Origin of the sequence: Luteimonas sp. 9C, assembly GCF_902506295.1 — a bacterium.
GTDB lineage: Bacteria > Pseudomonadota > Gammaproteobacteria > Xanthomonadales > Xanthomonadaceae > Luteimonas.
The window spans coordinates 565257-591280 of record NZ_LR733312.1 but is presented as its reverse complement, the minus strand read 5'-3'; the positions used below and the strand labels follow the sequence as shown (position 1 = coordinate 591280).

Annotated in this window: 20 protein-coding genes; 11 read left to right on the top strand and 9 right to left on the bottom strand. The window is 70.0% G+C overall.

Annotated features, from left to right (window positions below; all coding sequences use genetic code 11):
• Positions 1-84: 84 nt before the first annotated feature.
• Genes CURTO8I2_RS02550 through CURTO8I2_RS02535 form a run of 4 tightly spaced genes read left to right on the top strand, consistent with a single transcriptional unit; the run spans position 85 to position 5329 of the window.
• Positions 85-1770 carry an OFA family MFS transporter gene (locus CURTO8I2_RS02550; protein ID WP_159678408.1) on the top strand — a complete coding sequence of 562 codons (1686 nt, stop codon included), beginning with the start codon at positions 85-87 and terminating at the stop codon, positions 1768-1770.
• Positions 1771-1822: 52 nt separating this feature from the next.
• Entirely contained in the window at positions 1823-2710 is an 888-nt protein-coding gene (gene fdhD, locus CURTO8I2_RS02545) for a formate dehydrogenase accessory sulfurtransferase FdhD (protein WP_159678406.1), read from the top strand.
• Positions 2707-5061: an FdhF/YdeP family oxidoreductase gene (locus CURTO8I2_RS02540; protein WP_159678404.1), complete on the top strand. Its 2355-nt coding sequence runs from the start codon at positions 2707-2709 to the stop codon at positions 5059-5061. Before fdhD ends, CURTO8I2_RS02540 begins: the two co-directional genes overlap by 4 nt.
• Entirely contained in the window at positions 5051-5329 is a 279-nt protein-coding gene (locus tag CURTO8I2_RS02535; RefSeq protein ID WP_159678402.1) for a hypothetical protein, read from the top strand. The genes CURTO8I2_RS02540 and CURTO8I2_RS02535 overlap by 11 nt, the downstream gene beginning before the upstream one ends.
• A 530-nt stretch (positions 5330-5859) precedes the next feature.
• Here CURTO8I2_RS02535 and CURTO8I2_RS02530 read toward each other — a convergent pair.
• The 9 genes from CURTO8I2_RS02530 to CURTO8I2_RS02490 form a co-directional block, all read right to left on the bottom strand.
• Positions 5860-6219 carry a VOC family protein gene (locus CURTO8I2_RS02530; protein ID WP_159678400.1) on the bottom strand — a complete coding sequence of 120 codons (360 nt, stop codon included), beginning with the start codon at positions 6217-6219 and terminating at the stop codon, positions 5860-5862.
• 79 nt (positions 6220-6298) lie between these two features.
• Positions 6299-6769 carry an NUDIX hydrolase gene (locus CURTO8I2_RS02525; protein ID WP_201295467.1) on the bottom strand — a complete coding sequence of 157 codons (471 nt, stop codon included), beginning with the start codon at positions 6767-6769 and terminating at the stop codon, positions 6299-6301.
• 13 nt (positions 6770-6782) lie between these two features.
• A complete protein-coding gene (locus CURTO8I2_RS02520) occupies positions 6783-7547 on the bottom strand; it encodes a 2,3-dihydro-2,3-dihydroxybenzoate dehydrogenase (protein WP_159678398.1) in 765 nt (254 codons plus the stop codon).
• Between the two features lie 59 nt (positions 7548-7606).
• Positions 7607-11536, bottom strand: a complete 3930-nt coding sequence (locus CURTO8I2_RS02515) for a non-ribosomal peptide synthetase (protein WP_159678396.1) — start codon at positions 11534-11536, stop codon at positions 7607-7609.
• On the bottom strand, positions 11533-11760 hold the full coding sequence (locus CURTO8I2_RS02510; RefSeq protein ID WP_159681521.1) for a phosphopantetheine-binding protein: 228 nt from the start codon (positions 11758-11760) through the stop codon (positions 11533-11535). The genes CURTO8I2_RS02515 and CURTO8I2_RS02510 overlap by 4 nt, the downstream gene beginning before the upstream one ends.
• Before the next feature lie 35 nt (positions 11761-11795).
• Positions 11796-12431: an isochorismatase family protein gene (locus CURTO8I2_RS02505; protein WP_159678394.1), complete on the bottom strand. Its 636-nt coding sequence runs from the start codon at positions 12429-12431 to the stop codon at positions 11796-11798.
• Positions 12431-14080, bottom strand: coding sequence for an AMP-binding protein (locus tag CURTO8I2_RS02500; RefSeq protein ID WP_159678392.1), 1650 nt, complete (start codon positions 14078-14080; stop codon positions 12431-12433). Before CURTO8I2_RS02500 ends, CURTO8I2_RS02505 begins: the two co-directional genes overlap by 1 nt.
• A 25-nt stretch (positions 14081-14105) precedes the next feature.
• Positions 14106-15272 carry an isochorismate synthase gene (locus tag CURTO8I2_RS02495; RefSeq protein ID WP_236550983.1) on the bottom strand — a complete coding sequence of 389 codons (1167 nt, stop codon included), beginning with the start codon at positions 15270-15272 and terminating at the stop codon, positions 14106-14108.
• Entirely contained in the window at positions 15269-16477 is a 1209-nt protein-coding gene (locus CURTO8I2_RS02490) for an MFS transporter (RefSeq protein WP_159678390.1), read from the bottom strand. The genes CURTO8I2_RS02495 and CURTO8I2_RS02490 overlap by 4 nt, the downstream gene beginning before the upstream one ends.
• Before the next feature lie 278 nt (positions 16478-16755).
• Here CURTO8I2_RS02490 and CURTO8I2_RS02485 point away from each other — a divergent pair, with 278 nt between their 5' ends.
• The 7 genes from CURTO8I2_RS02485 (at position 16756) to CURTO8I2_RS02455 (ending at position 25944) form a co-directional block, all read left to right on the top strand.
• A complete protein-coding gene (locus CURTO8I2_RS02485) occupies positions 16756-19023 on the top strand; it encodes a TonB-dependent siderophore receptor (protein ID WP_159678388.1) in 2268 nt (755 codons plus the stop codon).
• 112 nt (positions 19024-19135) lie between these two features.
• Positions 19136-20167, top strand: a complete 1032-nt coding sequence (locus CURTO8I2_RS02480) for an alpha/beta hydrolase-fold protein (protein WP_236550982.1) — start codon at positions 19136-19138, stop codon at positions 20165-20167.
• Positions 20164-21489: a class I SAM-dependent methyltransferase gene (locus CURTO8I2_RS02475; protein WP_159678386.1), complete on the top strand. Its 1326-nt coding sequence runs from the start codon at positions 20164-20166 to the stop codon at positions 21487-21489. Before CURTO8I2_RS02480 ends, CURTO8I2_RS02475 begins: the two co-directional genes overlap by 4 nt.
• A gap of 98 nt (positions 21490-21587) precedes the next feature.
• Positions 21588-22970 carry a YncE family protein gene (locus tag CURTO8I2_RS02470; protein ID WP_159678384.1) on the top strand — a complete coding sequence of 461 codons (1383 nt, stop codon included), beginning with the start codon at positions 21588-21590 and terminating at the stop codon, positions 22968-22970.
• Between the two features lie 75 nt (positions 22971-23045).
• Positions 23046-24095 carry an ABC transporter substrate-binding protein gene (locus CURTO8I2_RS02465; protein WP_159678382.1) on the top strand — a complete coding sequence of 350 codons (1050 nt, stop codon included), beginning with the start codon at positions 23046-23048 and terminating at the stop codon, positions 24093-24095.
• Positions 24092-25147 (top strand): iron ABC transporter permease, encoded by a 1056-nt coding sequence (locus CURTO8I2_RS02460; RefSeq protein ID WP_159678380.1) that lies wholly within the window; start codon positions 24092-24094, stop codon positions 25145-25147. Before CURTO8I2_RS02465 ends, CURTO8I2_RS02460 begins: the two co-directional genes overlap by 4 nt.
• Positions 25144-25944 carry a heme ABC transporter ATP-binding protein gene (locus tag CURTO8I2_RS02455; RefSeq protein ID WP_159678378.1) on the top strand — a complete coding sequence of 267 codons (801 nt, stop codon included), beginning with the start codon at positions 25144-25146 and terminating at the stop codon, positions 25942-25944. The genes CURTO8I2_RS02460 and CURTO8I2_RS02455 overlap by 4 nt, the downstream gene beginning before the upstream one ends.
• Positions 25945-26024 lie beyond the last annotated feature (80 nt).

Genomic DNA, 26024 nt, shown 5'->3' with positions numbered 1-26024 from the left:
GCGATTTGTCGCAGCCAATATGTATCCAAGAACATAACCAGGCGACAGACACCAGCTTTCGGCACATCGACCCGGGGAGGATTCATGGCCACCAGTTCCGCAGCGACACATTCCGCCGGCAGCGCCCGCGAAGGCAGTCTGCTCTCGAAAGAACGCATCATCGCCAGGCCCGGTTTCAACCGCTGGCTGGTCCCGCCGGCCGCATTGGCGATCCATCTGTGCATCGGCATGGCCTACGGCTTCAGCGTGTTCTGGCTGCCGCTGTCGAAGGCGGTGGGCATCGATGCCGCGGTCGCCTGCGGCGCCGACATGGGCTTCTTCGCCCGCATCACCTCGGCCAGCTGCGACTGGAACATCAGCGAGCTGCAGTGGATGTACACGCTGTTCTTCGTGCTGCTGGGGTGCTCGGCGGCGATCTGGGGTGGCTGGCTGGAACGCGTCGGCCCGCGCAAGGCCGGTTTCGTCGCCGCGCTGTGCTGGTGCGGCGGCCTGCTGATCTCCGCGCTCGGTGTGCACCTGCACCAGATCTGGATGCTGTGGCTGGGTTCGGGCGTGATCGGCGGTATCGGCCTGGGCCTGGGCTACATCTCGCCGGTGTCGACGCTGATCAAGTGGTTCCCGGACCGTCGCGGCATGGCGACCGGCATGGCGATCATGGGTTTCGGCGGCGGCGCGCTGATCGGCAGCCCGCTGGCCGACATGCTGATGCGCCACTTCGCCACCCCGACCTCGGTCGGCGTGAAGGAAACCTTCCTGGTGATGGCCGCGGCCTACTTCGTCTTCATGATGGCCGGCGCGTTCGGCTACCGCGTGCCGCCGACCGGCTGGAAGCCCAAGGGCTGGACGCCGCCGCCGGCGAAGGACAACGCGATGATCACCCAGGGCCACGTGCACGTGAAGCGCGTCTGGGGCATTCCGCAGTTCTGGCTGGTCTGGGGCGTGCTGTGCCTCAACGTCTCGGCCGGTATCGGCGTGCTGGGTCTGGCCTCGCCGATGCTGCAGGAGATGTTCGGTGGCCGTCTGATCGGTCTGGATGTCGGCTTCGGTGACCTCAGCACCGAGCAGCTGTCGGCCATCGCCGCGATCGCCGCGGGCTTCGTCGGCATGCTGAGCCTGGCCAACATCATCGGCCGGTTCTTCTGGGCCTCGATGTCGGACAAGTTCGGACGCAAGGTCACGTACTCGATCTTCTTCATCCTCGGCATCGCGCTCTACGCTTCGGCGCCGACGCTCGGCAATGCGGGTTCGATCGCACTGTTCGTCGCGGCCTTCTGCGTGATCCTGTCGATGTACGGCGGCGGCTTCGCCACCGTGCCGGCGTACCTCGCCGATCTCTTCGGCACCCAGCACGTGGGCGCGATCCACGGTCGTCTGCTGACCGCCTGGGCGACCGCCGGCATCCTCGGTCCGTTCGTGATCGGCTACATGCGCGAGTACCAGCTGGGCCTGGGCATGCCGCCGTCGCAGGTCTACAACACCACGATGTACATCCTGGCCGGCATGCTGGTGCTGGGCCTGATCTGCAACCTGCTGGTGCGCCCGGTCAACCCGAAGTACTTCATGACGCCGGAAGAACTGGCACACGAGAAGCAGCTGGCGCACGAAAAAGTCGACGCATCCGGCAACTCGCTGGTGTCGCAGGACGAGATGGATCGCATCGGCTCGGGTGGCAATCCGGCACTGGTCGCCTTCTGCTGGGCCGCGGTCGGCGTTCCGCTCGCCTTCGGCATCTGGAAAACACTGGAAAAAGCCTTGGTGTTGTTCACCTGAGGCCAGGCACAGGACCGGCGGCCGCTCACGCGGTCGCCGGTACGCTTCCGACATGACACAGACCTCCGACACGGATCTTCCGCAGGGCGACACGACCACCGGCGCGGTGCGTCGGCCGGTCGAGCGCTGGCGCGAAGGCGCGGTGCGTCAGGTCGACGACCACGTGGCCGAGGAAGTGCCGGTGGCCTTCGTCTACAACGACGTGCCGTTCGCAGTGATGATGGCGACGCCCGTCGATCTCGAGGATTTCGCGCGTGGTTTCGCGATCAGCGAGGGCATCGTCGATGCACCGGGCGATGTGGCGATCGAACGCGTCGAACACTTCATCGAAGGCATCGAGATCCGCCTGCGGATTCCCGACGCGCGCGCCGAGGCCCTGGCCCTGCGTCGCCGCAGCATGAGCGGACGCAGCGGCTGCGGCGTCTGCGGCAGCGAACTGCTCGAAGCGGCGTTGCGGTATCCGGCGCCGGTCACCACCGATGTCCGCGTGTCGCCCGAATCGCTCGGTCGCGCCTTGCGTGCATTGCGCGAGGCGCAATCCATCGCCGTGCTCACCGGCGCCACGCACGCGGCCGGCTGGGCGTCGCTCGACGGCACGCTGCAGCTCGCACGCGAGGACGTCGGCCGCCACAACGCGCTCGACAAGTTGATCGGCGCGCTGCACGTCACCGGCTTCGATCCTGCCACCGGGTTCCTCGTCGTCACCAGCCGCGCCAGTTACGAAATGGCGATGAAGGCGGCGAGCGTCGGTATTTCATTGATGGCGGCGATTTCCGCACCGACTGCACTCGCGATTTCGCTGGCGCAGCGCGCCCATCTCACCCTGATCGGTTTCGCCCGCGACGACGGGCACGCCGTGTACACCCACGCGCAGCGGCTGCTGCCCCCGCCGGCGCCATCGCCGGACGCCGCGCGCACAGGCAGGAGCTTTGCACCATGAGCAACGACACGATCCGCAAGTACGACGGCCCCGCCGGTGGCTGGGGCGCGCTCAAGAGCGTGGCCAGGCATCTGAGCGAACAGAAGATCGCGGTCAGCGGCGCGAAGACCCTGCTGCGCGCCAACCAGCCCGACGGCTTCGACTGTCCCGGCTGCGCCTGGCCCGACCGCGACCACACCTCGACCTTCGAGTTCTGCGAGAACGGCGCCAAGGCCGTCGCCGCCGAAGCCACGAAGTTCCGCGCCGGTCCCGAGCTGTTCGCCAAATACACGGTCACGCAGCTGGCCGAATACAGCGATTACTGGCTGGAACAGCAGGGCCGCCTGACCACGCCGATGCGTTACGACGCGGCGACCGACCACTACGTGCCGGTGAGCTGGGACGAAGCGCTCGGCCTCGTCGCGACGCATCTCAAGGCCCTGCCCTCGCCCGACAACGCGATCTTCTACACCTCGGGCCGCACCTCGAACGAGGCCGCGTTCCTCTACCAGCTGTTCGTGCGCGAGTACGGCACCAACAATTTTCCCGACTGCTCGAACATGTGCCACGAATCGTCCGGCACCGCGCTCAAGAAGCAGATCGGCGTCGGCAAGGGCACGGTGTCGCTGCACGATTTCGAACTGGCGGACGGCATCTTCATCTTCGGACAGAACCCGGGCACCAACCATCCCCGCATGCTCGGCGAACTGCGCGAGGCGGCGAAGCGCGGCGCGAAGATCGTCTCGTTCAACCCGCTGCGCGAGCGCGGCCTGGAACGCTTCGCCGATCCGCAGGACAAGCTGGAGATGGCGACCTACGGCTCGACGCAGATCTCGTCGGACTATTTCCAGCTCAAGATCGGCGGCGACCTCGCGGCCGTGAAAGGCATGATCAAGCACGTGCTGGAGCGCGACATCGAAGTCACCGGCAACGGCGGCGCGACGCTGCTCGACCAGGCCTTCATCGCCGAGCACACCACCGGCTTCGAGGACTTCGTGGCCGACGTACTGGCCGAACCCTGGGACGTGATCATCGAGGAGTCCGGACTCGACGAGGCGCAGATCCGCCGCGCCGGCGAGCTGTATCTGTCGTGCGAACGCGTGATCGCGTGCTGGGGCATGGGCATCACCCAGCACAAGCATTCGGTCGCGACGATCAACGTGCTGATGAACCTGCTGCTGCTGCGCGGCAACCTCGGGCGCCCCGGTGCGGGCCCCTGCCCGGTGCGCGGCCACAGCAACGTGCAGGGCGACCGCACGATGATGATCTACGAGAAGCCGCCGGCCGCATTCCTCGACCGCATCCGCGACGTGTTCGGCTTCGAGCCGCCGCGCGAGGACGGCTTCGATACCGTCGGCGCGATCGAGGCGATGCTCGACGGACGCGGCCGGGTGTTCTTCGGCATGGGCGGCAATTTCGCCATCGCCACCCCGGATTCGGACGCCACCGCGCGCGGCCTGCGCAACTGCGACCTGACCGCGCACGTGACCACCAAGCTCAACCGCAGCCATCTGATCCACGGCCGGGACGCGCTGATCCTGCCCTGCCTGGGGCGCACCGAGATCGACGTCCAGGCCGGCGGCCCGCAGGGCGTGACGGTCGAGGATTCGATGAGCATGGTGCACCTGTCGTCGGGCATCAATCCGCCGGCGTCCGACACGCTGCTGTCGGAACCGGCGATCGTCGCGCGACTCGCGCATGCCACGCTCGGCACGCGGTCGAAGATCGACTGGCTGGGCGTGATCGAGGACTACGACCGCATCCGCGACATGATCGCGCTGACGTTCGAGGACTTCCACGACTTCAATATCCGCGTGCGCGTGCCGGGCGGCTTCCGCCTCTCCAACACCGCGCGCGACCGCAAATGGGCGAACCCCGCCGGCAAGGCCGTGTTCTTCGCCTGCCCGGTGCCGACCGACAATCCGATCCACCGTGCGCGCCGCATGCACGGCACGCAGCCGGTGTTCACGCTCGCGACCACGCGTTCGCATGACCAGTACAACACCACGATCTACGGACTCGACGACCGCTACCGCGGCGTGTTCGGCGAGCGTCGCGTGCTGTTCGCACATGCCGACGACATCGCCGCGCTGGGCATGAAGGCCGGCGACTGGGTGGATCTGGAGAGCATCTGCGACGACGGCGTGCGCCGGCAGGCACCGCGCTTCCTGCTGGTCGAGTACAACATCCCGCGCGGGTGCCTGGCGGCGTATTACCCGGAGACCAATCCGCTGGTACCGCTGTCGAGCTTCGCCGACGAGTCGCGCACGCCGACGTCGAAGTCGGTACCGGTCATCGTGACCCCGCACCTCGCCGACGTCGGCGCGCACATGCCGCGCCAGCGCGACATCCACGCCGCCGTTGTCCGCTGACGAGGCCCTGCTGCAGGCGCTGCTGACCGAGCTGGCGGCAGCGCCGGACGGCATGTCGCTGCCGCGGTTGTGCAAGCGCCTCGGCATCCGCATGAGCGTGCTGCTGCGCACCCTCGCCTATCTCGGCGACGACCGCATCGGCGACGCGCAGGGACCGGGCTGGGTACGCACGGTCGAGGATGGCGAGCGCACGCTGGCGCGTCTCACCGACAGCGGGCGCGCTGTCGCGATGTCCCTGGCGCAGCCCGGCGGCGACGCGACGGACTGATCCCGACCGCGCCGATGCGGCGCTTGACGGCGTGGTCCCGAAACGTTGCGGGCGCGTTGTCCACACCGCATGTGGATGGTCCGATGACAAAGGTGTGGATAAGCCGCGCGAGCCCGCGTCCCGTGCGGCCCGCGACACGCTGGTCAATTCATCGCCACATGCATCCGGCGTGGCACACGCCGGTCTTGATCCGCGCAACGCGACGTGCATCGGGCGGCTGACCCGGATTGCGCTGCACGCTTCGACGCGACATGTCCATTCGCACGCGACATCCCGGCGCCGACCGCACCCGCGCGACGGGAGACGGCGCCCCGCTTGACGCACGCGCACGGACGCGCTCGGCATCGCTTGTCCACACCGGGTGTGGATGCCCGGATGACAAAGATGTGGATAAGCGGCGCGAACCCGCTGCGGAAGCGGGCCATTCCGGGGTGGTCATAAAATCACCATGCGCGGATCCGCTCCCGATCCATGGTCTTGATCCGCGCACGCGGCTGTGCTTCCCGATCGATCCGCGTTGCGCCGCCCGGTCACGCCACCGGATCGGACCACACTGCGAACTCGTTGCCGCTCGGCTCGGCGAAATGGAAACGACGGCCACCCGGGAACTCGAACACGGGCTTGAGGATCGTGCCGCCCGCAGCCTCGACCTTCGCCAGCGTGTCCTCGAGGCGAGTGCTGTAGAACACCAGCAGCGCACTGCCCGCCTCGCTGCGCGCCTGCAGGTCGGCGCGGTAGAAACCGCCGTCGAGGCCCTGGTTGGCGAACGCGATGTAATCGGGACCGTAATCGTCGAAGGTCCAGTCGAACGCCGCTGCGAAGAAGCGCTTCGTCGCGTCCAGATCGCGGGCGGGAAATTCGACGTAGTCGAGGGTGGCGTGGACAGGCATGGCGGGCTCCGGCGCGGTTTCGCGGATCATGCCGCAACGCGGTCGATACCGGGCGCCCGCAGGCCGGGTCCGGACGCCGTCAGGCAGTGCCGGCCGGGACGAAGCCGGAGGCGTGCAGGCTTTGCAAGGGCGCGAACAGGGGCCCGGGGAGATCGGACCATCGGCACCAGGTCCAACCCAGGCACTTCGCGGGCTCGAGAACCGCCGGCGTTCCGGTGGCCTGGGCGGTGACGAACAGGGTGACGTAATGCTGGCCTGCGTCTGCGAAGACATCGCTGGCATACGGCGCAGGCGCGATGTCGTGCAACACCAGACCGGTTTCTTCCAGAGCCTCGCGCCGCGCACAGTCGGCCACCGTCTCGCCGAATTCCAGATGGCCGCCGGGCAAGGCCCAGGTGCCGGCGCCGTGCGCGCCCGCGCGTTCGCCCAGCAGCACGCGCCCGTCGCGAAGGATGATCACGCCGACGCCGACCAGGATGGCGCCGGGCTGCACTGGTGGGGTCATGGTCGTGGCCTGTCGTATCGGGAAGACGGTGGACCGGAAGTGCACCGCGCAGCAATCATCAGGCGCGCAGCGTGGCCCCGCCATCGACATAGAGATCGCCCATCGCGATATGCCCGGCCTGGTCCGACAGCAGGAACATCACCGCATGCGCGATGTCTTCGGGCTCGGCGAGCTTGCCCAGCGGAATACCGCTCTTGAAGGTCTCCAGCGTGCCTTTGATCGTGCGCGCCTCGCCGCCGGCGTCGGTCCACATGCCGGTCTGCATCGGCGTGCGCGTCGAACCGGGCGCGACGATGTTGCAGCGGATGCCCAGCGGCGCGAGCTCCAGGCCGAGGCAGCGCGCGAACATCGTCGTCGCGGCCTTCGATGCGGCATAGGCCGCCATGTTCTGGCGCGGAATGCCGGCCGCGTTGGAACTGACGGTCACCATCGCACCGCGACAACGCGGCGCCATCACGCGGGCCACGGCCTGCGAGACGTGAAAGACGCCGTCGGTGTTGACGGCGAAGGTGTGGCGCCACTCTTCGGCAGTGAGGTCGAGGACCGATGCGGTCGAAAGGATGCCGGCGACGTTGATGGCGAGGTCGATCGGGCCGATGTCGGCCTCGACCTGTGCCACGCACGCGTCGACGGCCGCGGCATCCGTGACGTCGAGCGCACGGGCCCGCACGCGCGTGCCGCCATCCTCGATCACCGGCGCCTCGCGATCGGTCGCGATCACCGTCGCGCCGCTGACCTGCAGCAGCCGCACCACCGCAGCGCCGATACCCCCTGCCGCGCCGGTGACGAGAGCGATCTTTCCGTCGAAGCCTGTGAGTTGCATGGAAGCGGGTCCTTGGGATGCGACGCGCGCGTCGCGGGTAGATGGATGCCGGCCGGGCCTCAGCGCATGTCGACGGGATCGAACGTCGCCAGTCTTGCATCGAGCAACGGCGCGATGCGCGCAGTGGCATCTCGACCCGTCAGTTCGGCATGCAGGAACGGCAACTCGATCGATTCGACGCGAGCGGCATGTGCCGCCCACAGCGACGATTGCAGCTGCGGGCGGTCGGCGTGGTCGTTGCCGGCGCGCACGTGCAGCAGCGTGCCGTCGAAACGATGGTGGTGATGCAGGCGCACGAGACGATTGGTGTCGGTGACCGCGCGCACCACGCCGTCGAGCACCGCACCGGGCAGGTTGCCCAGCGCGCTGTCACCGCGACGCAGGAAGTCGACAATCGCTTCGCGGGTGCGCAGCTCGGGATAGGCCTCCGGGTCGTAGCCGGCAATCGCCAGCAACGCGCGCAGTGCAGCGACGGCATCGGGCTCGGGTTCCGCGCGCCAGACGTCGGCGGGATACGCATCGAGCAGCGCGAGCACGCCGACCTGGCGACCCAGCGCGTGCAGGCGCACAGCCATCGCCTGGGCGAGGATGCCGCCGACCGACCAGCCGAGCAGATGCACAGGACCCTCCGGCTGCAGCGCGATGACGCGGTCGGCGTACTCCGCCGCCAGCGCGTCGATGCTGCCGGGCAGCGCCTGCGTGCGATCGAGCGCAGGCGACTGCAGGCCATACACGCTGCGCGCCGTTGCGAGCGACCGCGCGAGTTCGCGATAGCACCAGGCGATGCCGCCCGCCGGATGCACGACGAACAGCGGCGCACGCGCGGCATCGGCTCGTGCGAGTGCGATCACCGGCGCCAGGCCGTGATCGGGATCGTCGCCCTTGCCTGCGTCGAGCGCGGCAGCGAGACTTTCGACCGTCGGCATGGCGAACAGCGCGCCGAGCCCCGGATCGCGGCCGACGCGTTGCTGGATCGCGAGCAGCAGATGCACCGCGAGCAGCGAATCACCACCGAGTGCGAAGAAGTCGGCATCCGCGCCGACGCGCTCGACGCCGAGGGCTTCGGCGAACAAGGCGGCCAATGCGGTTTCGGTCGGCGTGCGCGGCGCGACGAAGGCGCCGGCCTCGAATGCAGGCGCCGGCAGCGCATCGCGGTCGAGCTTGCCGTTCGCGGTGACCGGCCAGTCGGCGAGCGCGACGAAGGCCGACGGCACCATGTAGTCCGGCAGCTGCGCGGCGACGGCTGTCCGCAGCGTTGCGGGATCGAAACCTGACGCAGGCTGCAGATAGCCGACCAGGCGCCGGTCGCCGGCGCGGTCCTCGCGCACGATGACCGCCGCCTGCGAGGCGAGTCCGCTGGCGACGATGGCCGCTTCGATCTCGCCCAGCTCGATGCGCAGGCCGCGCAGCTTGACCTGGTGATCGCTGCGGCCGAGGAATTCGACGGCGCCATCGTCGCGCCAGCGGGCAAGGTCTCCGGTGCGGTAGATGCGCTCGCCGGGCAGATGCGGGTCGTCGAGGAAGCGTTCGGCAGTCAGATCATCGCGGCCCAGATAGCCGCGCGCGAGCTGCACGCCGCCGAGGTACAGATCGCCGACGACACCGGTCGGCAGCGCGCGCATGCGCGCATCGAGCACGTACAGCCGCGTGTTCCAGACCGGGAAGCCGATCGGCACCGGACGCGAGTTGTCGTCGGCAGCGGCCGGCCAGAAGCTGACGTCGACTGCGGCTTCGGTGGGACCGTAGAGGTTGTGCAGCTCGGCATCCACGGTCGCGTGGAAACGGTCGCGCAGATCCGCGTCCAGGGCCTCGCCACTGACGAAGACGCGACGCGTCGACAGCCCACGCGCTTCGGGCGCCGCGAGAAAGGCAGCCAGCATCGACGGCACGAAATGCAGCGTGGTGATGCCGGCCTCACGGATCAACCGCGCGATCGCGAGCGGGTCGCGGTGTGCGTCCGGCGGCGCGACCACCAGCGTCGCCCCGGCCAGCAGCGGCAGGAAGAATTCCCAGACCGAAACGTCGAACGTCGCCGGCGTCTTCTGCAGGATGCGATCACTCGCATCGATTCCGTAATGCGTGCGCATCCATTCGAGGCGGTTGACGATCGCGCGATGCTCGACGACGACGCCCTTGGGCTCGCCGGTCGAGCCGGAGGTGTAGATGACGTAGGCAGCATGCTGCGGGTCGATGGCCGGCAGCGCGCCGTCGTCCGCGATCTGCGGCCAAGTGCGCGGTGCGAAGCGCGGCGTATCGTCCGGCCAGTCGATCCCGTCGTCGGCATGCGCCAGCAGCACGGCCGGTTGCGCGGATCGCAGGATGCGCGCGCGGCGTTCCACAGGATGCGCAAGATCCATCGGCAGATAGGCCGCACCGGCGCGCAGCACCGCCACCAGCGCGACGACCAGTTCGATCGAGCGCGGCAATGCGACGGCGACGACGGTGTCGGCGCCTGCCCCGCGCGCCTGCAGCGCCTGTGCGAGTGCGCGGCTGCGTGTGTCGAGTGCGCGGTATGTCAGCGTCTCGCTTTCGAACGCCAGTGCCGGCGCATCGGGCGTGGCGGCCATCGACGCTTCGATCAGCGCGACCAGGGTCGTATCGGGTACGGGATGCGCGGTGGCGTTGAATTCGAACAGCGTGCGCGCGGCTTCGGCCGGTGTCGCCAGCGGCACGTCGTCGAGCCGCGCATCCGGCTGCGTCGCGAGCGCGAACGCAGCGGCCAGGAAGATGCGCAGACGCGTCGCATGCGACGCGACATCGGTCCGCGTGTACAGACCGGGATTGGCTTCGATCTCCAGATCGAGCGCCTGCACACCGTCGCCGCGGAAGCCCAGGGTGATGTCGTCGACCGGGCCGGTGCCGAGGATTTCCATGGACGCGCGCGTGCCGGCGAGCAGTGTCGGGCGATAGAACGGTTGCACGTTGATCAGCGGACCATGCAGCCGGCGCTGCCCACCGATCAGACCGAGATCGCGCCGCAGTTGCTCGCCGCGATAGCGACCATGCCGGCGGCCGCGCAGCAGCGCGCGGACCATCGCCTGCATGAAATCCGCGGCGCTGGCATCCCGCAGCGCGGGCACGCGCAGCGGCAACACGTTCATGACCATCGCCGGCACGCGCGCGGACGCGCTGCCGAGGCGGCCCATGAAAGGCACGCCGACGACGGCCTCGCCCTGCCCGCCGAAGCGCTGGCAATAGGCGGCGGTGAGTGCGGTCAGCACGTCCGGCCAGGGCTGGCCGAGCGCGGTGGCCGCGCGTGCAAGCCCGTCACGGAAATCCGCATCGAGCGCTTCGACGTGGCGCAGGCAATCGGGCGCGGCATGGGCGAAGCCGCCGCCGAGCCCCGACGCCGCCGGCATGCCGGCCAGCGTCTGCTGCCAGTACGCCGCGTCGGTCGCGCGCTTCTCCGACGCGCCATAGGTCGCGTCCTCGGCCCGCACGCCATCGAGCGGCGCGAAGGCCGCGCCGGCCGATGCGTCGGCATACAGCGCACAGACGCGCTCGGTGAGCAGCGCCATGCCGTAACCGTCGGTCGCGAGGTGATGCACGCGCAGATACCAGACGAAGCGCTCGCTACCGAGCACGAACAGTTGCTGCAGCGCGAGGCGATCACGCGCGGGATCGACCGGCGACAGCCGATCGCGCGTCATCGCTGCGCGCGCGGCCTCGTCTGGTAAAGGTTCGGCCGACAGGTCGACGACGTCCAGATGCGGCACGTGACCCGCATCGATCCACTGGATCGGCCCCTCGGCCGTCTTGCGCATGCGCAAGGCCAGCGCCGGCGCCTCGTCGGCGGCCTGGTCCGCCGCGCGCACGAAGGCGTCGACGTCCAGCGCGCCATCGATCCACAAGGCGTGCGCGGTGTTGAACGCGGGGTTGTCCGGCGCCAGCCGCTGCGCATACCAGAGGCCGGCCTGCGCTTCGGTCAGCGGCCAGACCGTGCCCGACGCTGCGGCGTCGGATTCGACAGGAGACGCCGTCGCGGTCATCCGGCGGCGGGCGTGTCGCGCTGCAGGCCCTGCACCACCTGCCACCAGCCGGCGAGCGTGGTGTGCTCGGCGAGCTGCGAGAACTCCAGCGCGATGCCGTGCTCGCCCCAGGCCATCACCAGGCCCAGCACGCGCATCGAGTCGAGGCCGAGGTCCATGAGGTTGTCGTCGTCGCGCACGTCTTCCGGCGCTTCACTGATCAGCTTGGCGACATCGGCGCGCATGCGCTCGAGGGTCAACGGGCCGGTGCGGTCCACAATCACTGCAGCATCTCCAAGAGTCGGTCGGTGGTCAGCGGCACGCCGCAGGTGCGCGCGATCCAGTGCAGCGCGAGGTCGTGGTCGGCGCGCGAGAAATCGGCGATCGCGTCAGCGACGACGAAGGTTTCGATATCGCGCTGGAAGGCGTCGGTCGCCGTCGACAGCACACCGATATGTGCGTAGACGCCGGTGATCAACAACTGGTCGCGGCCGCGCGCGCGCATCAGCGTCTCGAGGTTGCTGCGCTGGAAGGCGCTGTAGCGATGCTTGACCAGCACGTGGTCGCCGTCGGCAGGCGCCAGCGCATCGATGATGCTTTCGTGTTCGGGAATCGCCTGCATGCCCGGGCCCCAGAGATCGGCCTGCAGGCCGCGATCGCGCCGGTCCTGGTGGCCGCGCTGCGCGGTGTAGAAGACCGGGATGCCGGCGCTGCGGCAATGCGCGAGCAGGCGCGCGAGGTTCTGGATCGCGGGCGCCAGCGGCGCGTCGTCCTGCGCGAATGCGGCGAGGAAGTAGCGCTGCATGTCGTGGACGAGCAACGCGGCGCGGGAGGTTTCGGGCGTCCACTGGCCGCGGGCAGCCGGCAGTTCGGCTGGGGTGGGCAGCGGGTATGACGCGATCTTCGGCAGGCCCATCAGCCGGCATCCTTCTGCTCGTCGAGGAAACGCGCGCGCAGCTGCGCACGCAGCTCGCGCCGGCTGATCTTGCCGACCGCCGTGGTCCCGAACGCGTCGACGAACACGATCTGGTCCGGCACCTTGAACGCGGCGAGACCGCGGCCACGCACCCAGGCCTTGAGCTCGGCCGGACGCGGCTTCGTATCGCCGGGAATCACGAACGCGCAGCTGCGCTCGCCGAGGAATTCGTCGGGGATCGACACCACCGCCGCATCGAACACCTGCGGATGCGCGAGCAGGTGGTCTTCGATTTCCTCGGCCGAGATCTTCTCGCCGGCGCGGTTGATGTGGTCGGTCGCCCGGCCCTGCACGATCAGATGACCGCTCGGCAGGCGCTGCACCATGTCGCCGGTGCGGTAGAAACCGTCGTCGGTGAACGCGCGCGCGTTCGCCGCGCCGTCGGCGTGGTAGCCGCGGATCGTGTACGGCCCGCGCGTCAGCAGATGGCCGACCTCGCCCTCGGCGACCGGCGTGCCGTGGTCATCCACCACCAGCACTTCGTCGTCGGCGCTGATCGGCCGGCCCTGCGTGGTCAACACGATCTCGTCCGGATCGTCGAGCCGCGTGTAGTTCACCAGCCCCTCGGCCATGCCGAACACCTGCTGCAGCGTGCAGCCCAGGCCCGCGACAACGCGGCGTGCGGCCTCCGGCACCAGCTTGGCGCCGCCGACCTGCAGCACCTGCAGGCTCGACAGATCGTGCGAAGTCTTGCCCGCAGCATCGGCCCACAACAGCGCGAGCGGCGGCACCAGGCCGACGCAGGTCACGCGCTCAGCCGCGATCAGCGGGAACGCGGCATCGGGGCCCGGACCAGGGCTCAGCACCACGCGCGCGCCGGCATACAGCGCGCCGAAGAAACCGGGCGAACTCATCGGGAAATTGTGCGCGGCCGGCAGCGCGACCAGGTAGACGCTGTCCGCATCGATGCCGCACAGGTCGTTGCTGGCGCGGAAGCTGTAGATGTAGTCGTCGTGTGTGCGCGGGATCAGCTTCGACAGGCCGGTACTGCCGCCGGAGATCTGCAGGAAGGCGACCGACTGCGGGTCGGGATCGCCCGGGAGCGCGTCGCGCGGGCCGTCGAGCGCATCGATCGAAGCGAACTCCGCCGCATCGCCGACGACGAACACCTGCCGCACCGCCGGCACCTCGGCCTGCAGTTCGCGGGCGAGCGTGCGGTAGTCGAATGTCTCGTAGCGGTCCGCGCAGATGTAGGCGCTGGCCTCGGCCTTGCGCGCGAAGTGCGCGACCTCGGTCAGGCGATGCGCGGGCAATGCGTAGACCGGCACCAGTTGCGCGCGGAACAGCGCGCAGACCACGGCGATGAATTCCGGAATGTTGCCCAGCTGCACGACGACGCGGTCGCCGGATGCGAGGCCCTGTGCGAGCAGGCCGGCGGCGATGCGCTCGGCCTGCGCCCACAGCTGCGCGTAGGTCCAGCGGGTATCGCCACCGACGACGGCGATGCCGTCGGCAAAGCGCGTCACGCGCTCGCGCAGGAAGCCGGGAAAGGTCTCGCCGCGCCAGTGCCCGGCGGCGCGGTAGCGCGCGACGAAATCGTCGGGCCACGTCTGCCGCAGCGGCACGGTGTGTCGGGATGCATCGGTCATGCGCAACAGGGGTCCAGGTGGGTCTTCAGGCCGCGCGGGCGTCGTCGATGCCGAGCGCATTGCGCAGGGCCATGAACTTGGCCGCGGTCTCGTCGACCTCGAGCGCGGGCTGCGAGTCGGCCACGATACCGGCCCCGGCGAACAGATGCATCGTGTGACCCTGCACGCGCGCGCAGCGGATCGCCACGTACCAGTCGCCATCGCCCGACGCATCGGTCCAGCCGACTGCGCCGGCATAGAAACCGCGGTCGAAGGGTTCGAGTTCGCGGATCGCCTGCAGCGCCGGCAGCCGCGGCGTGCCGCAGACCGCGGGCGTGGGATGCAGCACACCAGCGAGCGTCGCCGACGAGATGTCGTCACGTTTCAGCGTGCCGGTGATGCGCGTCGCGAGATGCCACATCGTCGCGGTCGCATGCAGCGACGGCCGCGGCGGTGCCTGCAGCTGGCTGCACAGCGGCGCCAGGCCGTCGAGGATCGCTTCGACGACGAGGCGGTGCTCGTGCAGATCCTTGTCCGATGCCAGCAGCGCATCGGTACGGCGGCGGTCTTCGGCCTCGTGGCCGACGCGACGCGCGGAGCCGGCCAGCGGGTGCGAGACGACCGCGCGACCGCGCCGCGACACCAGCAGTTCCGGCGTGGCACCGACCAGCCACGCGGGCGGCTCGCCGGATGCCGCCGGCAACGGCACGACGTAGGTGGTCACGCTGGCATCGCTGGCGAGCCGGCGGGCGAGCATGCCCGGATCGATCGGCGTCGCGCTGTCCACACGCAGGCCGCGCGCGAGCACGACCTTGTGCAATGCGTCCGGGCCGGCAGGCGCGTGGCGCAGCATGGCCACGCAGCGTGCGACGGCATCGGCGTAGTCGTCCGCCGACGGCAGCTCCGTCGCCGCGCACGACGGCCCGGGCGTCGGGAGCGCCGCGGGGCGCGCCGGCGCGGCGATCTGCGCCGGCTGGTACAGCGCGTCGTCGTGATGCGGATCGAACGGCAGCGCGCCCACCAGCAGCTCCGGCCCGCTGCGCCGCGCGGCGAAGAACGCAGCGACGCGTGCGCCGAGCGTCGCGGCAGGACCCGGGGGTAGGCGCTCGTGAATGCCGCCGGTGGTCAGGCGCCGGTCCGGCGCATGCAGCCGGAACAGGCTGGCGACATCGCCCGCCGGGTCGCGCATCTCTCCGGCGCGGACCGCACTCACGCGGGCCGCCTCGCGTGCAGCGCCGCGACCAGCGACAGGCCGACCAGGACCGCCCCGACGCAGATGTACGGCGCCGCCGGCGACCCGCGATACAGCAGCGTCCCCAGCAGGGGACCGGCCACCATGCCCATGCCCTGCACCGACGCGACCGTGCCCGCAGCGGCGCCCTGCTCGTGCGATTCCACGGAATCGGCGGCCAGCGCCTGGAAGGACGGGAACACGAAGCCCATGCCGAACGCTGCGACGCCGTAAGCCAGCAACAACTGCCACTGCGCCGCCACCAGCGCCGCGGAGGCGAAGCCGACACCGGAGATCAGCGCGCCGGCGGCGATCCAGCGCGCTGGCGGCACGGCTTTGAAGCGCATCACCAGCGACTGCGCCAGGATCAGCCCGACGCCGACCGCGGTCAGCGCCAGACCGGCGACCCGCGCGCCGTCGGCCGGCGACAGCTGCAGACGGTCGATCGCGAAGAAGCCGACCACGACCTGCGCGATGCTCACCGAGGCCATCGCCGCGAAGACCGCGCACAGCGGCAGCCGCAACCGCGGATCGGCATACGCGAGCGTCGGCCGCGGGCCCGCGCGTCCGGCATGGGATGGCGTCGTGTCGGGCAAGCGGCTCCACACGACCGCCAGGGAGAGCAGCGGCAGCGACGCGGCGATGTAGAGCGTGATGCCGATGCCGTGGGCGGCGATCCAGCCGGCCACCGCCGGTCCGATCACCATGCCGATCGCGCTGGCGGTGCCGAGCTTGGCCATCGCCGCCCCGCGGACGCCCGCGGGCATTTCGTCGGCGATGGTCGCCATCGCCGTCGGGGACACCGCCGCCCAGAACAGACCGATCAGCGCGCGCGTGGCCACCAGCATCGCCACCGAGAGCAACACGGCCGGTGGCCCGCGCAGCGCGGCATCCACGAACACGGCCATCACGATGTACACGGCGGCGTAACCGGACAGGCCGATCAACAGCACACGCCGGCGGCCGATCCGGTCACTCAGCCGACCCCAGCGCCGCGCCGACACGATCAGCAGCACACCCGCCGCGCTCACCGACAGACCTGCGTGCCATTCGGCCAGACCCAGCAACCGGACGATCGGACCCACCACGGCGACGAACGCCATCATCGCCATCGTGCCCACCAGGACGGTGAACACCAGCGTCGGCAGTGCGGACGCGGTGGAACGCGTGGTCGTCGCAGTGAGCATCAGAATCTCGGTTGGCGGCCGCGGGCGGCGGTCCAGCAGGCGGATCACGGCGTCGTGCCCGGGGGAACCGGCACGGCGATCGACTTCCAAATGATAACAGATCGCATTTACACGCGAACCGGGGCGGCGCGGAACGGTCAGTCCCGGCGCCTCGAGAGCATGATGTGATTGAGAACAATTCGCATTCAATTTACTATGGGCGGACGTCGTCCCGCGACGCCCTTCCCCATCTACCGCCTGCCGCCGCCATGGCGAGTGACCCGCGCCGGAGTTCCTGCATGTCGTCCGCCCCCGTGTACCGCACCACGCTGTCCGCCTCGATCGCCCTGTTGATCTGGGGCCCCGCCTTCGCGCAAAGCCCGGCCCCGGATGCCGACCGCACGGCGGTGGATCTCGACACGGTGCGCGTCACTGCCGAAGCCATCGCCCGCCAGGCGCTGGGCACCTCGGTCATCACGGTGGAGGACATCGAACGCCGCCCGCCGGCCAACGATCTGTCCGAACTGATCCGCACCATGCCGGGCGTGAACCTCACCGGAAACAGCGCGTCCGGCCAGTACGGCAACAACCGCCAGATCGACCTGCGCGGCATGGGGCCTGAAAACACGCTAATCCTCGTCGACGGCAAGCCGGTCGGCTCGCGCGATTCGATCCGCATGGGCCGCAGCGGCGAGCGCAACACGCGCGGCGACACCAACTGGGTGCCGGCCGAAGCGGTCGAGCGCATCGAAGTGCTGCGCGGTCCCGCAGCCGCGCGCTACGGCTCAGGCGCCTCGGGCGGCGTGGTCAACATCATCACCAAGCGACCGACCGGTGACCTCACCGGGTCGCTGAGCCTGTTCGGCCAGGTGCCGCAGCACGGCGAGGAAGGCGGCAGCCAGCGCGCCGGCGTGACCCTGAGCGGTCCGCTGACCGATGCGCTGTCGTTCCGCCTCTACGGCAACCTCAACAAGACCGAGGCCGATTCGCTCGACCTCAACGGCGATTTCCTGACCGATGCGGGCGTCACCCCGCCCGCGGGCCGCGAGGGCGTGCGGAATCGGGATGTCAACGCGCTGCTGCGCTGGGACCTCGACGACGCGCACGTGGTCGAGTTCGAGGCCGGCACCAGCCGCCAGGGCAACATCTACGCCGGCGACCGCGCGGTCAGCCTCGACGGCACACCGCTGACGACCGAACTCGCCGAACAGGGCGCCGAGACCAACCGCATGTACCGCAACAGCGGCGCGGTGACGCACCGCGGCCGCTGGGGCGATGCGTCCTCGCGTGTCACGCTCGCGTTCGAAGGGACGAACAACACCCGCCTCAACGAAGGCCTGGCCGGTGGTCCGGAAGGCACGATCGGCAGCGCGACCGCGTCGTCGACCTCGCGCCTGCGCAACTACGCGATCGACGGCGAAGTGAACCTGCCGACGACCCTCGGCGCGACCGAGCACGTCTGGACCGTCGGTTTCGAACATCGCGACAGCGAGCTTGAGGATCCCTATTCGGTGTCGCAGTCCGGCAACAACGGCGGCGGCATCCCGGGCCTCGATCCCGACCGCGGCGGCGGCAAGGCCGATTCCCGGACATCGGCCGTGTTCGTCGAAGACAACATCTACGCCGGCGAGCGCTGGATCGTGACGCCGGGCGTGCGCTTCGACCACCACAGCCAGTTCGGCAACAACGCCAGCCCCAGTCTCAACGTGCAGTTCGCGCTGGGCGACGACCTCAAGCTCAAGGGCGGCGTGGCGCGCGCGTTCAAGGCGCCCAACCTCTACCAGTCGAACCCGAATTACCTCTACTACACGATGGGGTTCGGCTGCCCGGACAACTTCCCGAGCCTCGGTTCGGGTTGCTACATCCTCGGCAACGCCGATCTCGACGCCGAGACCAGCCTCAACAAGGAGATCGGCATCGAGTGGGCGCCGGTCTCCGGCCACCACGCGTCGCTGACCTATTTCCACAACGACTACCGCGACAAGGTGGTCGCCGGCGTCACCCCGGTCGGACTGACGCCCGGCACACCCGTGGCCGGGCCGGCCCGCATCTTCAGGTGGGAGAACGCGCCCGAAGCGGTGGTCTCGGGCCTGGAAGGCAACTTCAATGTTCCGCTGCTCGGCACGGGTGGCAACGTGCTGAAGTGGAACAACAACGTCACCTACATGATCGAGAACGAGAACACGGTGACCCGCCAGCCGCTGTCGGTGATTCCCGAGTACACCGTCAACACCTCGCTCGACTGGCAGGCCACCGACGCGCTGTCGCTGCTGCTGACCGGCACGTTCTACGGCCGCCAGGCGCCGGCGACGCGCGACATCAACAACGACGACCGCTGCGACGAGGCCGGCGCCGACTGTGCGTCGGTGCGCCAGGTGCGCGAGCCGTACAGCATCTGGGGCATCGGCGCGCGCTACCGCATCACGCCGACGGTGAGCCTGGGCGGCGGCGTGAACAACCTGCTCGACAAGCGCCTGTTCCGCGAGTCCAACAGCCAGTACGCCGGCGCGGCGACCTACAACGAGCCGGGCCGTTCCTATTACGTCAGCGTGCGCCTCGGCTTCTGATGCCGTGCGCACCCCGTCGGACCGTCCGCGGTCCGGCCTCCATTCCGCGACGATCTGGACGCATCCGGCCCGTCGCACGAAGATCGGACCCCCGCCCCACGCGATGCCCTACATGATGCTCCGCCGCCCCTCCGCTCCTCGCCCGCTGCGCCTGGCCACGCTTGCAGCGGCCGCGGGCCTGCTGTTCGCGCTGCAGGCCATGCCGCAGACCGCGTCCGCGCAGCAGCGCGATCCCACCCGGTCGATCGGCGAGACCGTCGCCAGCCAACCGTCGGCGCACTACGCCTTCAACCGGTTCGAGGTCCACAGCGCCGACGGACAGCGGACCTGGCGCGTGCACGTCGCGGCGCCGAAAGGCGCGGCGCCCGAAGGCGGCTGGCCGGCGTTCTGGATGCTCGACGGCAATGCCGCACTGATCGAATTCGACGAGGCGCTGCTGGCCGAACTCGCCGCGCAACCGGTGCCGCAGGCGCTGGTGTTCGTCGGCTACGCCAATGATCTGCGCATCGATTCCGAAGCGCGGACGCGCGACTACACGCCGTTCGCCGGTGAACGCCCGGTCCGCAGTGGCGGCACGATCACCGGCGGTGGCGGCGCGGATGCGTTGCTGGAGGTCATCGAACGGCAGATCCGGCCCGAAGTCGAACGCCGGGTCGCGACCGATCCGACGCAGCAGACCTTGTGGGGCCACTCGCTGGCGGGTCTGTTCGCGCTGCATGCGCTCTACACCCGCACCGGTGCGTTCGACACCTACGCAGCCGGCAGCCCGTCGCTGTGGTGGGGCGACGGCGCCCTGCTGGGCGAGCCCGAGCAGCGCTTCGTGGACAACAACGCCGGCCGTCCGGCGCGTGTGCTGATCGGCCTGGGGGAAGGCGAACGCCAGGTCGCGCACCGTGATCTCGACGATCCGCGTGTGCAGGTACACCTGCGCCGCATCGCTGCCGCGCCGCCGGATTCGGCGGAAAAGCTGGCGCGGCGGCTGTCGGATGTCGATGGTCTGCAGGTCACCTACCGCGAGTTCCCCGCCCTGACCCACGGCCCGATGTTCCGCGCATCGCTGATGTGGGCGCTGCACGCGGTCGCCGGCATCGCCGACCACAGCGACACGCCGAGCCGCGCCGACGGCGTGGATCCGAACCGGTGACCGCAGTCGCGATGGACATCGACGGCGACGTGGCGGATGCCGATGCCGCGTACCCGATGCATTTCCATCGCGAACAGATGCCCGCGTGGCTGCACGCCACCGCAACCGCGCTCGGTTTCCGCGCGCCCGACCTCGCACGGCCCTACCGCTGGTGCGAGCTCGGCAGCGGCGCGGGTCTCACCGCGCTGGTCGCCGCGGCCTGCAATCCCTCGGGCCGGCTCACCGCCGTCGATGCCGACGCGGCCCAGATCGCCCGCGCACGCGGCATCGCCGAACGCGCGGGCCTGGCCAATCTCGAATTCGTCCTTGCCGACCTGCGCGACTACGCAACGCAGCACGGCGATGCCTTCGATTTCATCGTCTCGCACGGTCTGTGGGCCTGGGTGTCGGATGCGGTCCGTGACGCGATCCTCGAAACTGTCGAGCGACGTCTCGCGCCCGGTGGCCTGCTCGAACTCGGCTACATGAGCCATCCCGGCGCCTCGCAGCTACAGGGCGCCCAACGTCTGCTGCGCGAAGCCGCACGGCACCTGGAAGGCGACGTGGCCGCGCGCAGTGCCACCGCGCTGTCGCTGCTGCGCGAGTTCGCCGACGGCGGCGCCGGCTTCTTCGCCGAACATCCGGGCGCGGCGCGCCAGCTCGACGCAATGGAACGCGAGCCGGCCGGCTACATCGCCCACGAATTCCTCGGCGCGCACTGGCAACCGCAGCACGTCGCCGATGTGATCCGCGCGTTCGCCGGTGTGGGCTGCGGGTTTATCGGCAGCGCGACACCGATCGAGAACATCGATGCGCTGTCGATTCCTGCTGCGCTGCAGGCGCGGTTGCGCAGGTTGCCACCCGGGCCCCTGGCCGAGACCGCACGCGATCTCGCCCGCAACCAGAGCCTGCGCCGGGACCTGTTCCAGCGCGGCGCACAGCGCCTCGACGACGCCGCGCATCTCGACGCGCTCGATGCGCTGGTGTTCGCCGCCCTGCCCGGCGCGCCATCGGCGCTCGGCGGCGATCTGCGCTTCGACACACGCATCGGCCCGGTGACCGGCGCGCGCGACCTGTTCGCCCCGGCGCTGGAGGCGCTGGCGCAGGGACCCCGGTCGTTTGCGGGCCTGCGTACGCGCGCGCCCTACGACGCTGCGCCCGGCCTGCTCAACCAGGCCCTGCAGGCGCTGACCTGGGCCGGATGCGTGCACATCTGCGTGCCGGCGGGTCGCGATGCGCCGGCCGACGCCTTGGCACGTCAACTCGCGTCGCGCACGGACGTTCCCGCGCTGGCGTTGCTGCCTGCAGCCGGGACGGCCGCCTCCCGGCGGGCGCCGCGATGAAGATCCTCGCGATCCCGGGCGCCGTACTGCCCGCTCTACACGCTGCTTCCCTCCGGCGATACGGAATGCCGGTCAAATCCATGTTCCAGGAGTGCCTCATGCAAAAGCTGTCCTCGCGTCGTCTGCGCATCGCCGCCCTGTCCATCGCCCTGTGCGCCGCCGTCGGTGCTGCAGGCGCGCAGGGCTTCGGCCAGCCGGACCCCGATTTCAAGGGCGCCGTGCGCGCCGCCAGCCCCGTGATCAAGGCCGGCGACACCGTCGAGATGACCGGCCAGGGCTTCACGCCGGGCCAGGCGGTGACGCTGTTGCGCGGCGAGACCGTGCTCAATGCCAGCCCGTGGACCGCCGATGCCGAAGGCAAGGTCGCCGGCTCGGTGCAGATTCCCGCCGATGCCGCCGTCGGCCGCCACCCGGTCGTGGTCCGCGTCGCCAATCCGGATGCCGCCGCCGTGGTCGAAGTGAAGGTCTCCAAGGACGTGCCGCTGTCGGGTGCGGAGCGCTACGACGTGGTCACCAACAAGCTGGTGCAGGGCCTGTACCAGGTCGCGCACAGCCAGGCGTCGAACGCGCTGTTCGTCACCGCCGCGGTGGGACGTCCGCCGGTCACCCGGTCGGAACTGCTCAAGCTCGATCCGCAGACGCTGGAGATCACCGCACGCGTCACGCCGGCGCAGGTCGAGGGCCAGACCGACGGTCGTGTCTACGCGGTCTACGGGGTCGCCGTCGACGATGCCAATGGCAACGTCTGGGTGACCAATACCCGTGACGATTCCGTGGCCGTGTACCGCCAGTCCGACCTGTCGCTGGTCAAGCAGTTCGACGCGGGTGTGCTGCCGCACGGCCGCGACGTGGTCGTGGACACCAAGGACAACCGCGTCTGGGCCAGCGGCTTCGGCGGCGGCAAGTTCGTGGCCTTCGACGCGACGACGCTCGAGCTGGTGCAGGACCTGACCGTGCCGTCGGAGGTGCGCGGCGAGGAATTCGGACCGATGGCGCTGACCGTCGACCCGGTCGGCGGCAAGCTCTACTCGGTGGGCCTGTCGACCGGCGAAGTGGTGGTGCTCGACGGCGCCACCGGCAAGGTCGACAGGATGTTCCGCTTCCCGACCATCAACGGCGGCATCGGCGTCGCGATCGATCCCGTGGGCCGTCGCCTCTACGTCGCAGCGCAGGGCAGCGACAACCTGGTGATCGCCAACGCCGACACCGGCGAAGTGCTGCACGACGTCTACGTGGGCGCGGGCGCGGTCTACGTGGCATTCGATCCGCACACCAGGCTCGCCTATGTCGCGAGCCGCGGCGCCGGCACGATCACCGCCGTGGACGCGGACGGCACCATCGTCGCCAACCTCGACGGCGGCACGTTCCCCAACCACGTGTTGCCGACCGGCGACGGCACGGTCTACGCGATCAACAAGTCGCGCGGCGCCGAGGATGTCGACGGCGACCAGATCCGCCGGATCACGCCGAAGGCCGACTGAGAAACCCCTGTAAAATGCGCCACGCGGCGGCCGGACTTCGGTCCGGCCGTCGTCTTTTGTCCCGAGATATTGCAGATGTCCGAACGCCGCCTCCGCGCCCCGCTGATCCTCGTCCTCGCCAGTGCGCTGGTCGCCTGCGCACCGTCGTCCAAGCCGCCCGAGGCCGCATCGACGACCGGGGCGCGCGCCACGCCGGATGCCCTGCCCGACGGCTGGTTGCGCATCGCCGGCACCGACATTCCGCGCGTCGCGCGTTCGCAGCAGGATCTTCCGGTCACGGTGCGCTCCGACGACGACGTCGAAGTCACCATCACCGACACCAGTCGCACGATCGTCGGCAACGACGACATCGTGATGGTCATGGACGCGCTGGGTCTGTCCGACCAAGTCTTCGCCGCACCGACCAACGCCGTCACCGGCACCGGCCGCGCCGCGCAGCACCACTTCCTGTTCAACCGCACCACCGGCGTCGAAGGCATCCTCAGCCTCGACGGCACGCTGTTCGTCGGCAACAGCCTGCGCCGCCACGGCAAGCTCGCGCAGCCGCTGCGCGATGCCGGGCAGACGCTCGTGATCGTCGACGAGTTGCAGCCGATTCCCGACAAGGTGCGCAAGCTCGCCACCGTGTTCGGCCACGCCGACGAAGGCGAGCAGCTCGCCGCGCAGGTGCAGCAGCAGCTCGACGAGGCCGCGCGCATCGCCGGCACCCATACGCGGAAGCCGCGCGTGATCCACATTTCCGCCACCGGTGGCGGCGGCTCGCCCACCGTCGGCGGCGCCGATACCGCAGCCGCGGGACTGATCCGCCTCGCCGGCGGCATCAACGTCGGCGACGAGGCCAAGGTGGCCAACTATTCGCAGCTCAGCAACGAGGGCATCGTCGCCGTCGAGCCCGAGGTGATCCTCGTCAGCGAGGACGACTTGCGCGTGTTCGGCGGTGAAGCCGGGCTTTGGAAGGCGTACCCGTCGCTGAAGCAGACGCCCGCCGGCTTCGCCAATCGTGTCTGGGTGATGCCCGACACCCAGCTCAAGGTCAGCAGCATCGGCGGCGGCGCAGGTGCGGTGGCACTGGCACAGGCGCTGTCCACGCTGGCCGCCGAACTCGACGCCGCGCCCGGCGCATGAGCGGCGCCGCGGCACGACGCACCGGCCTGGTCCGGCGACCGCCGGGCGGCCTGCTGTTCGTCGGCCTGCTGGCGCTGCTGGTCGTCGTGATCGTGCTGTCGTTCGGCATCGGCCCGCTGCGGATTCCGCCGGGCGACGTGGTGCACGTGATCGCGCACAAGCTCGGGCTGGTCGATGCCGGAAGCTTGAGCCAGCGCGACATCTCGGTGGTCTGGAACCTGCGCGTGCCGCGTGCGCTGCTGGCGGTGATCGTCGGCGCGTCGCTGGCGATGGCCGGCGCCGGCCTGCAGGGTTTGTTCGGCAACCCGCTGGCCGATCCCGGCATCGTCGGCGTGACCCATGGCGCGGCGCTCGGCGCGGTCGGCGCGATCGTGATCGGCGCCACTGCATTCGGTGCGTGGACGATTCCGGTCGCGGCCTTCCTCGGCGGCGCCGCGACCACGACGCTGATCTACGTGCTCGCCCGGCCCGATCGCGGCACCGGCACGGCGACCCTGCTGCTGGTCGGCATCGCGATCGCCGCAGCGTGTTCGGCAGCGATCGGGTTCTTCACCTACATCGCCGATGCCGACGATCTGCAGTCGCTGGTGTTCTGGCAGATGGGTTCGCTGGCGATGGCGAACTGGAACTCGATGCTGGCCGCCCTGCCCGCGTTCGCACTCGGCGCGGTCGCACTGCGCGCGTTGGCGACGCCACTCGACATGCTCGCGCTCGGCGAGCGCCAGGCGCAGCACATCGGTCTGGACGTCAAACGCGCGCGCCTGATGCTGATCGCGGTCTGCGCGCTGCTGGTCGGCTCGGCGGTCGCGTTCGCCGGCGTGGTCGGGTTCGTCGGTCTGGTCGTGCCGCATTTCGTGCGCCTGCTGGCCGGCCCGGGCCACCGCTGGCTGGTGCCGCTGTCGGCGGTCGCCGGCGGCCTGCTGATCGTCGTCGCCGACACCGCGGCGCGCAGTCTCGATCCGCCATCGGAAATTCCGCTCGGCCTGTTCTCGGCCGCCCTCGGCGCGCCGTTCTTCCTGTGGCTGGTGCTGCGTCGCAAGGGTGCCGCATGAGGCACGACGCCGCCGTCGCCGCGCAGGACGTGCTCGCGCTCGACGGCGTGAGCGTGCGCATCGATGGCCGCGCGATTCTCGACAGCGTCGATCTGCGCTTCGCACGCGGCACGCTGACCGCACTCGTCGGCCCCAACGGCGCCGGCAAATCCACCCTGCTCGCGGTCGCCAGTGGCGATCTCGTGCCGGCTGCGGGACGCGTGCGCCTGTCGGGCGCCGAACTGCGCGACTGGAAGGCCCGGCCGCTCGCCCGCGAGCGCAGCGTGCTGCCGCAGGACCACGCGGTACGCTTCGGCTTCAGCGTGCGCGAGGTCGTCGCGATGGGCCGCCTGCCGCATGCGCCGGATCCCGCGGCCGACGCCCGCATCGTCGACGCCGCGCTCGCCTCGGCGGACGTCACGCATTTCGAGGGACGCGACGTGCAGACGCTGTCCGGCGGCGAGGCCTCGCGCACCGCGTTCGCCCGTGTGCTCGCGCAGACCACGCTGGTGGTCTTCCTCGACGAACCCACCGCCGCCCTCGACCTGCAACACCAGGAAGCCGTGCTGCGCATTGCCCGCGGCCTGGCCGACGACGGCGCCTGCGTGATCGTCGTGCTGCACGATCTGAATCTGGCCGCTGGCCACGCCGACCGGATCGTGATGCTGCACCAGGGCCGCATCGCCGCCGACGGCAGCCCGCGCGAGGTGCTGACCCAGGCCACGATCGAACGCGTCTACGCGCAGCCGGTGCTCGTGCTCGAACACCCGACCCGCGGCGTGCCGCTGGTCGTCAGCGACGATCCGCGTCAGGCCTGAGGCACACCGGCGCAGGATGCCGGGCGTAGGATGACAGGCGCGCAGCCGCAGTAGGCGCGCGCGCGATCAAGCTTCAACGC